The sequence below is a fragment of the Burkholderia sp. 3C genome (genome assembly GCF_054589155.1).
The window spans coordinates 4,103-12,527 of sequence record NZ_BAAILN010000108.1 but is presented as its reverse complement, the minus strand read 5'-3'; the positions used below and the strand labels follow the sequence as shown (position 1 = coordinate 12,527).

Sequence of the window (8,425 nt, the reverse complement as noted above, 5' to 3'; positions counted from 1 at the left end):
GCACACCATCACGTAGCCGAAGGTGGTCGACCAGAACACCGAGCCAATGATGCCGCGCGGCACGTTGCGCGACGCGTCGCGGGTTTCTTCCGAGGTGTGCGCCGAGGCGTCGAAACCGGTGATCGTGTAGGCGGTCAGCAGCAGGCCGGACAGGAAGGCCATCGCCATCGTCTGCTTCGGCCACATGCCGCCGTCGGTGCCGGTGAAGTTGGTGAACGTGGTCAGGCGCGACAGGTCGAGCTTGACCGGCGAGTAGTAGAGCAGCGCGGCGACCAGCAGGATCGTCACGACGAAGATCAGGTATCCCGACAAATCGGTGATCAGGCTCGTGAGGCGGATGCCGCGATGGTTGAGCAGTGCCTGCGACGCGGTGATCACGGTGAGGAACAGCGTTTGCGCGCCCCAGCCGAGCGAATCGGGCGACACACCGAACAGCGGCGCGATCAGCGTCTTGAAGAACGGATCGTAGGTGCCGTAGTTGATCGCGGCCACCACGAACACCAGGCCGAGCAGGTTCAGCCACGCGGTGAGCCAGCCCCAGGTCTTGCCGCCGAGAATCGAGCCCCAGTGATACAGGCCGCCGGCCGTCGGATACGACGAGGCGATCTGCGCCATCGCGGCCGCCACCACCATCGCGAACAGCGAGCCGAGCGGCCAGCCCAGCCCGATCGATGCGCCGCCGGCCGCCGACAGGCCCAGCTGGAACGACGTGATGCCGCCCGACAGAATGCAGATCAGCGAAAACGACACTGCGAAGTTCGAGAACGCCCCCATCCGGCGCGACAGCTCCTGCGCGTACCCCATCTGGTGCAGCAGCCTGACGTCGTCGTCAGCGGGGCCGGCCGGGGTGGCCGTGTGTTTGATGTCCATGACGAATCCTTTTCATGTACGCGAGCGGCCTTGCCGCGCGCGGGATGCCCGATAGCCGATGTCGTTGCGCTCAGGCCGCCGTGAAGCAGTTGTCCACATACAGGTGCGCGCCGTTGACGAACGACGCATCGTCGCTCGCCAGGAACAGCGCGGCCTGCGCCACTTCCTCGGGCGCGCACAGCCGCCCCTGCTGCGCCGACAGCGCCGCCTCGCTCGCGTCGAACCCGTATTGCGCCAGCGCGCTGATCTCGCGCTGCCCGTGCGGCGTGTTGATGAAGCCCGGATTCACGGCATTGCAGCGAATGCCGCGGTCGCGATACTCCACGGCGATCGCCCGCGCGAACATCGCGCACGCGCCCTTGGTGGTGCAATACAGCACCTCGAGCGGCGTGGCCGCCACCGACGAGATCGACGCGGTGCACACGATCGAGCCGCGCCCCGCCTCCAGCATGTGCGGCAGCACGGCCCGCGTCATCATGAACATGCTGCGCACGTTGACGTCCATGAGCCAGTCGTAGTCCTCATCAGTCGTATCGAGGAACGGTTTGACGACGATGCTGCCCGCGTGATTGAACAGCACGTCGATGCGCGCGAAGCGCTGCACCACGCCGGCCACGGCGGCGTCCACGGCGTCGCGCCGCGACACGTCGGCCGCGAAGAATTCCGCCACCCCGCCCTCGTCGCGAATGCGCGCCACCACCGCCTCGCCGGCCTCCACGTTGCGATCGATCACCGCCACCTGCGCGCCCTCGCGCGCGAACAGCAGCGACGCCGCGCCGCCGGCTCCGGTCGCCCCGCCCGACACGATCGCCACCTTGCCGGCCAGCCGCTCGCGCCCGGCCGGGGTGGTGCCTTGCTTGCCCATGCTCATTCGATGCCTCCCGATGTGGTGATGGCAACACGGTAGGCGCACCGAAATGGCGCGACTATCCAGAATTGGCAAAATGTCGATGGCAATCCGAAATAGTCGGCCGCACGGTGCGGGCATGGCGTGTGCGGCTGCTCGTCTATTTTGGCGGGCCTACACTGGGCCTCACGGAATGCGGCCCTCACGCGACAGCCAATTCAGAAATGGGTTTCGATCTCACCACTGCCGTTGCCACCCACACCTGCCGCAGCGTCGAGGAGCAGGCGTCGCTGCTCGACGCCTGGAACCAGAGCTATTGCCAGATCTCGCGCGGCAGCTTCGACGGCTCGATCACCTCGTTTACCGCCGGCAGCGTGCGCATCCATGTCGAGCGCCTGAACCGCACCGTCTATCAGCGTGGCGAGGTTGCGCACGACCGCATCGCCGTGGGCATTCCGTTCCAGCTCGAAGGGCATGCGCTGTTGTGCGGCGAGACAAGCCATCGCGACGCGCTGCATGTGTTCTCCGGCAGCAACGGTTTCGAATTCCTGTCGCCCGACCGGCACCTGGTGGTGAACCTCGAAATCACCGCCGCCGACACGCGCAGCGACAGCGTGCGCGAGCAACTGCGCGAGATCGGCGAACGGCTGGCCGGCCGCGCCGGCATCCGCAACGCCGAGCCGTTGCGGCTCGACGCATTTCGCACCACCTTGGCGCAGATGCTGTCGGCGATCCAGGACACGCCGGCGCTGCTCGACGATCCGCAGGTGGCCGCCTCGCTGGAGCGCAGCGCCGTGTTCGGGCTGGCCGACGTGCTGCCCGACCCGCTCGCGCACGACGCCGCTGCGGCCACGCGCACCCACCTCACGCATCGCACCGCGCGCCACTGGCAACTGGTGCGCGCCGTGCGCGAGCTGGTGGAAGGCTCGCCCGACGGCCCGCTGACCGTGGCCGAATTGTGCGTGCGATTGCGCGCGAGCCGCCGCACGCTGCAATACGCGTTCGAGGCATCGCTCGGCGTCAATCCGTTCACGTACATGCGCGCGGTGCGGCTCGGGCATGCGCGCCGCGAATTGCAGCGCGCCGACACCGTGACCGAGGCCGCCACGCGCTGGGGCTTCTGGCATCTCGGCAACTTCTCGAACGAGTACCGCGAACAGTTCGGAGAACTACCTTCCGAAACCTTGCGCCGGCATCGCGGGCACGGTTGAGACGGTGGCCGGCGCATCGCCGACTCTCGCGTGGCTCCATGAATTCGCCACCGGCTGGTGCTCATCAAACGCGCGACGCGCTCCTATACTGGCCTGCCATCGAATGCCGCCCAGGAGCGCTTTTTCATGAACGATTCACTCGTTGTCCGCGACGCACGCCCCACCGATTTCGCAGCGTGGCTGCCGCTCTGGGATGGCTACAACGCGTTTTATGGCCGCTCGGGCGACACCGCGCTGCCGCGCGAGATCACCGACCTGACGTGGCGGCGCTTCTTCGACGGCTACGAACCGATGCGGGCGATGGTGGCGGAGCTGGATGGCGCGATCGTCGGCCTCGTGCATTTTCTCTACCACCGTCACACCACGCTCGCCGGGCCGATCTGTTATCTGCAGGACTTGTTCACGCTCGATGCGGCGCGCGGCAAGGGCGTCGGGCGCGCGCTGATCGAGGCCGTGTATCGCGAGGCGAGGCGCGACGGCGTCGAGCGCGTGTATTGGCAAACTCATGAAACCAATGCGACGGCGATGAAGCTGTACGACCAGGTGGCGAACAAGTCGGGATTTTTGGTTTATCGGCAGCAGATGTAGGCGAGCCTCAGCGAGAAGCATCGCGCCGGCGCGGGCACGTCGCATAGGCGCTGCGTGTTTCTCCCGATGTGCGCCGCGCCCCCGCCCCGATATTCTCTGGATACAGAGTTCGGCATTCGGTAGACGATTTCACCGATCCCTCAAGACAATCCACGCCGCTCTGCTCCCCCACGATTCGCCCACCGCCGAGGACGCGCGATGAAGATGCCGGATTGCCTGTTTGGCCGCTCCACGAGCACCGACCTCGACGAACCGCTGCTGCTGGGAGAAACCGGCTTCTCGTTCGCCCATACGCAACGCCCGGCCGCGCCGCTCGCGCAGTGGGCGCACGGCGGCGTGCCCGCTGCGGCGCGTGCGGCGTTGCAGGCGCAGGCCGGCTTCGCCGACCCCGAAACGCTGTCGTACGTGCCGCTGGAGCGCGATTCGCTCGGCGGCGTCGAGGCCGAATGGATTCTCGTGCGCGCCGCGGCCGGCCTGCTGTCGATCTTCGTGCGCGACGCGCGCGGCGGCGAGGCCGGCCAGTTGCTCGACGACATGCGCTTCGCGGTGGCCGAGGCGCGGCGCTTCCGCGCGGCCGCCGCGCTGGTGTTCGTGCAGCAGGCGCGCGGCGGCGACCTCGCGCGCTGCCTCGACGCGGTGCGCGCCGCGTGCCAAGCGGCGGATGCGATCATCAAGCCGGGCCGCCTGCACGCCGCGCCGGCCGGCGCGAACGACCTGCCCGCCTGGTTCTGCTGCCTTCCGGCAAACTGAGGCGGCAAGCCGCCACGCCCCGCCGAACCGCCCGCCTGCGCTTGCGCGCAACACCCCGCCGCCGCCCCTCTTCCGTGCTGGTAAGCTAACGGTATTCTGTATCCATAGATGCCGTGACCATGCCAGCGAAACTCTTGAAAATCCAGGCGCGCACCGATTACGTCGACGAGGTCTATCGCGTGCTGCGCGACGCCATCACCGAAGGCTCGATCGCGCCGGGCACCCGTATCGTCCAGGAAGAAATCGCCGAGCAGTTGTCGGTGTCGCGCTCGCCAGTGCTGCAGGCGTTCCGCCTGCTGAAGAAGGACGGCCTCGTGGAAGACGCGCCGGGGCGCGGCCTGCAGGTCGCGCCGCTCGACGCCGAACGCATCGGCCATCTCTACGAACTGCGCGGCGCGCTCGACAGCCTCGCCGCCCGGCTCGCGGCGCGCAAGCGGGTCAAGCTCGACAAGGCGCTGATCGCCACCGGCCGCAAGCTCTCGAAGGGCGACGACATCAAGGCGATGATCGAGGCCGACATGGCCTTTCACAGCGCGATCTACGCCGCCTCGGGCAACCCGCTGATCGTCGACAACGCGCAGTTGCACTGGATGCTGCTGCGCCGCGTGATGGGCGCCGTGCATCGGGTGGCCGGCCAGCGCAAGAGCGTCTGGGACGAGCACGCGGCGATCGCCGAGGCGATCGCGCAGGGCGACGAGGAACTGGCCGCGAAGCTCAGTAGTCAGCACACCGAATATGCACGCGAGAACCTCGTGCACAACATGGCCGAAGCAGTGGCCTGAACGCCAACGCGCCGGCGGACACATAGCCCGCCGGCGCGATGACATCAGGATGCGTTGACGCCACGCATCCTTTCCCTCAAGCCCGCGTGCGACGCGAATTCACCAGCGCGGGCGGCACCAGCAACACCAGCACCCCACCCACCACCAGGCTCGCCGACAGCACCAGCACGCCGGCCCCGGCCGATCCCGTGGCGTTCTTGATCACGCCGATCAGCGACGGGCTGACCACGCCCGAAATGCTGCCGACCGAATTCGCCAGCGCAAGGCCCGCGGCCGCTGCCGCGCCGCCGAGAAACGCGGGCGGCAGCACCCAGAACTGCGAGATCGTCGTCATCACGCCCATCGTGCCGATCGTCAGGCCGATCATCGCGAGCGCGGTGGAATGCGCGAACGCCACGCTCAGGCCCAGCCCGAGCGCACCCACCAGCCCCGGCACGATCAGGTGCCAGCGCCGCTCGCCGCTGCGGTCGGAGCTCTGGCTGACCAGCACCATCGCGATCGCGCCGGCCGCATACGGAATCGCCGTCAGCAGCCCGACGTTGAGCGGATTCGACACGCCGCTCGACTTGATCAGCGTCGGCAGCCAGAAGCTCACGCCGTACAGCCCCATCGTGTAGAAAAAGTAGATGCCGCTGACCAGCAGGATCTTCGCGCTGAACAGGCCCTCGCGCACCGATTGCAGCGCGCCCTTGGGTGCTTCCTCGCGCAGCTTGCGCTCGATCGCGGCCTTCTGATCGGCATCGAGCCAGTTGGCGTCGGCCACCTTGTCGTCGAGGAAGAAGAACGCGATCGCGCCGAGCACGATGGTCGGCACGCCTTCCAGCAGGAACAGCCACTGCCAGCCGGCCATGCCGTGCGCGCCGCCGAGCTGCGTCATGAGCCAGCCCGACAGCGGCCCGCCAACCACCCCCGACATCGGAATGCCGGTCATGAACAGCGCCGTCACCTTCGAGCGGCGTGACGGCGGAAACCAGTACGTCAGGTACAGCACGATGGCCGGAAAGAAGCCGGCCTCGGCCACGCCGAGCAGGAAGCGCATGACGTAGAACTGCGTGGCCGTGTGCACGAACATCATGCCGGCCGACAACAGCCCCCAGGTCACCATGATCCGCGCGATCCAGCGTCGCGGCCCCACGCGCAGCAGCATCAAGTTGCTTGGCACTTCGAACAACAAATAGCCGATGAAGAACACGCTGGCGCCGAAGCCGTAGATCGCTTCGTTAAAGCCGAGATCGGTCAGCATCTGGAGCTTCGCGAACGCGACGTTGATGCGGTCCAGGTACGCGGCGAGATAGCAGAGGAACAGGAACGGCACGAGCCGGACGGTCGCTTTCGCGAACGCCGACGACTCGCCGCCTTCCATATACGCGGCAGGGCTGGGGGAACTCATGGTTGTCTCCTGAGGGGCCTGGCAAATGCCGGCCGGGCGGGCGCCATCTGGGGAGCGTCTCCGCCGGCCGGTGTGGGGGTTCAACCGGCGCGAATCAGTCGAACATGTCCGGCTGCGTCGCGACCAGGTCGTTCCAGAGCGTCTGGAAGTGGAGCCAGCCGATGTATTCGCTGCCCACGTGTTCGCGGCTGTAGCGCGCGCTTTCGGGCTTCACTTCCCTCGGCACCACGCCGGTCGCCTCGATCATCAGTTGCTGGCGGCAGCAGCGTTCGAGCGCGATGAACCAGAACGCGGCGGCATCGATGCTGTGGCGGCTCGCCGTCAGCAGGCCGTGGTTCTGGTGGATCGCGGCTTTCACGCCGGCGAACGCGTTGGCGACCTTGTTGCCGCCCTTCACTTCCACCGCCACCTTGCCCGCTTCCTCGCCGATCACGACGTGGTCTTCGAAGAACGCGGCGGCGTCCTGCGAGATCGGCGCGAGCGGCTTGCCGAGCGCGGCGAACGCGGTGCCGTACACGGTGTGCGCATGACACATCGCGACGATGTCCTGGTGCTGCTCGTGCACGGCGGCATGCAGCACGAAGCCCGCGCGGTTGATCGCGTATTCGCCTTCCACCACGCGGCCGGTGTGGTCGGCGCAGATCAGGTTCGACACCTTCACCTGCGCGAAATGCACGGCCATCGGGTTGGTCCAGTACAGGCCCGGATGTTCGGGATCCCGAATCGTCAGGTGGCCGGCGAAGCCGTAATCGAAGCCGTGCTGCGCGAACGCTCGGCAGGCGGCGACGAGCCGCTCCTTCAAGTGCTGGCGATGCGCCGCGTGCGATTCGAACGTCGGCAGTTCGGGAAAGATCAACCCTTCCTGATCGGGTTGGTAGATCGACACCTTTCCCGGCTTGACGATCGATTCGGCCGGGCGTTCGGCGACTGTGGACATGAGATTGCCTCCTTCGACATAGTGGGGTGACGAGATGCGGCGCGGCCTCCCACTGCCTGCCCTGCGCCGCCGATACCGTTGTCGTCTGTCGCGCGACTTGCGTTGACAAACGAACGCTGTTCATACAAACATGAACCACATTCATACTCAAAGATCGAGCACGAGCCGCTTGCCGGCCGGCAGCGACACGCAGGCGGTCAGGTGATCGCGGCGCTCGTCCTCATCGAGGATGGTGTCGTTGTGCTGCACCTCGCCTTCGAGGTAGCGCAGCTTGCAGGTCGCGCACAGGCCCGCGCAGCACGAGGTGGGCACCGCGATGCCCACCGCGCCGAGCGCATCCACCAGGCTCTCGCCCGCCTTCAGCATCACCACCTGCCCGGTGCTCGCGATCGTCACCTCGCATTCGCCAGCCGCCGAATCGCCACCGCCCGCCTCGGCCTTCGGCCGGTCCGGCGCCTTGAAATGCTCGAAGTGCACGGTGCCGGCCGGCCAGTGCGCGGCAGCTTCGGCGCAGGCCGCCATGAAGCCGGCCGGGCCGCAGTAATACACGTGCGTGCCGGGCACGTGGCGCTTCAGCAGTTGCTTCACGTCGAAGCGCAGGTGGTCCAGCCCTTCGTCGTAGTGATCGTGCAGCTTGCCGGCGCGGCGCATCGCGTCGAGTTCGGGGCCGAACGCGGCGGCCTCGGCGTTGCGCGCGCAGTAGTGCATGTCGTACGCGATGCCGCGCGCGTCCAGTTCGTGCGCCATCGCCTTGATCGGCGTGACGCCGATGCCGCCCGCGATCAGCACGACGCGCGCGGCGTCGCGCGCCAGCGCGAAGTGATTGCGCGGCCGGCTGATCGTCACGATGTCGCCGGCGCGCAGTTGCTCGTGCACGGCGCGCGAGCCGCCGCGGCCGTTCTCGTCCTTCAGCACGGCGATCACGTAGCGGTGCCGTTCGCCCGGCGCATTACTGAGCGAATACTGGCGAATCACGCCCTGCTTCAGATGGACATCGATATGCGCACCGGCCTCGAACGGCGGCAGCGGCGCGCCGCCCGGGCTGACCAG

The 8,425-nt window shown here is 67.5% G+C and carries 9 protein-coding genes; 4 read left to right on the top strand and 5 right to left on the bottom strand.

Annotation, left to right across the window (positions count from 1 at the left end):
- On the bottom strand, positions 1–870 hold an 870-nt coding region (locus tag ACYP33_RS22165), incomplete at its 3' end, for an amino acid permease (RefSeq protein WP_459623945.1).
- A gap of 70 nt (positions 871–940) precedes the next feature.
- On the bottom strand, positions 941–1,741 hold the full coding sequence (locus ACYP33_RS22160) for an SDR family NAD(P)-dependent oxidoreductase (protein WP_414443289.1): 801 nt from the start codon (positions 1,739–1,741) through the stop codon (positions 941–943).
- Positions 1,742–1,941: 200 nt separating this feature from the next.
- Between ACYP33_RS22160 and ACYP33_RS22155 the strand changes: the two genes are divergently transcribed.
- From ACYP33_RS22155 to ACYP33_RS22140, 4 genes are all read left to right on the top strand, one after another.
- Positions 1,942–2,928 (top strand): helix-turn-helix domain-containing protein, encoded by a 987-nt coding sequence (locus ACYP33_RS22155; RefSeq protein WP_459623944.1) that lies wholly within the window; start codon positions 1,942–1,944, stop codon positions 2,926–2,928.
- Between the two features lie 126 nt (positions 2,929–3,054).
- Positions 3,055–3,516 (top strand): GNAT family N-acetyltransferase, encoded by a 462-nt coding sequence (locus tag ACYP33_RS22150; RefSeq protein WP_414450831.1) that lies wholly within the window; start codon positions 3,055–3,057, stop codon positions 3,514–3,516.
- Between the two features lie 198 nt (positions 3,517–3,714).
- Positions 3,715–4,266, top strand: a complete 552-nt coding sequence (locus ACYP33_RS22145) for a hypothetical protein (RefSeq protein WP_459623943.1) — start codon at positions 3,715–3,717, stop codon at positions 4,264–4,266.
- Between the two features lie 119 nt (positions 4,267–4,385).
- Positions 4,386–5,048, top strand: coding sequence for a GntR family transcriptional regulator (locus ACYP33_RS22140; RefSeq protein WP_414443295.1), 663 nt, complete (start codon positions 4,386–4,388; stop codon positions 5,046–5,048).
- Between the two features lie 76 nt (positions 5,049–5,124).
- Here the strand turns inward: ACYP33_RS22140 and ACYP33_RS22135 are convergent, their stop codons facing one another.
- The 3 genes from ACYP33_RS22135 to ACYP33_RS22125 form a co-directional block, all read right to left on the bottom strand.
- Positions 5,125–6,438, bottom strand: coding sequence for an MFS transporter (locus ACYP33_RS22135; RefSeq protein WP_414443296.1), 1,314 nt, complete (start codon positions 6,436–6,438; stop codon positions 5,125–5,127).
- Positions 6,439–6,532: 94 nt separating this feature from the next.
- Positions 6,533–7,375 carry a class II aldolase/adducin family protein gene (locus ACYP33_RS22130; RefSeq protein ID WP_414443297.1) on the bottom strand — a complete coding sequence of 281 codons (843 nt, stop codon included), beginning with the start codon at positions 7,373–7,375 and terminating at the stop codon, positions 6,533–6,535.
- 147 nt (positions 7,376–7,522) lie between these two features.
- On the bottom strand, positions 7,523–8,425 hold a 903-nt coding region (locus ACYP33_RS22125; protein WP_459623942.1), incomplete at its 5' end, for a PDR/VanB family oxidoreductase.

Excerpts from the sequence above, each read along its gene's own strand:
- ACYP33_RS22155 (WP_459623944.1), top strand. The coding sequence starts at position 1,942 with ATGGGTTTCGATCTCACCACTGCCGTTGCCACCCACACCTGCCGCAGC.
- ACYP33_RS22145 (WP_459623943.1), top strand. The coding sequence starts at position 3,715 with ATGAAGATGCCGGATTGCCTGTTTGGCCGCTCCACGAGCACCGACCTC.
- ACYP33_RS22130 (WP_414443297.1), bottom strand. The coding sequence starts at position 7,375 with ATGTCCACAGTCGCCGAACGCCCGGCCGAATCGATCGTCAAGCCGGGA.
- ACYP33_RS22150 (WP_414450831.1), top strand. The coding sequence starts at position 3,055 with ATGAACGATTCACTCGTTGTCCGCGACGCACGCCCCACCGATTTCGCA.
- ACYP33_RS22135 (WP_414443296.1), bottom strand. The coding sequence starts at position 6,438 with ATGAGTTCCCCCAGCCCTGCCGCGTATATGGAAGGCGGCGAGTCGTCG.
- ACYP33_RS22160 (WP_414443289.1), bottom strand. The coding sequence starts at position 1,741 with ATGAGCATGGGCAAGCAAGGCACCACCCCGGCCGGGCGCGAGCGGCTG.
- ACYP33_RS22140 (WP_414443295.1), top strand. The coding sequence starts at position 4,386 with ATGCCAGCGAAACTCTTGAAAATCCAGGCGCGCACCGATTACGTCGAC.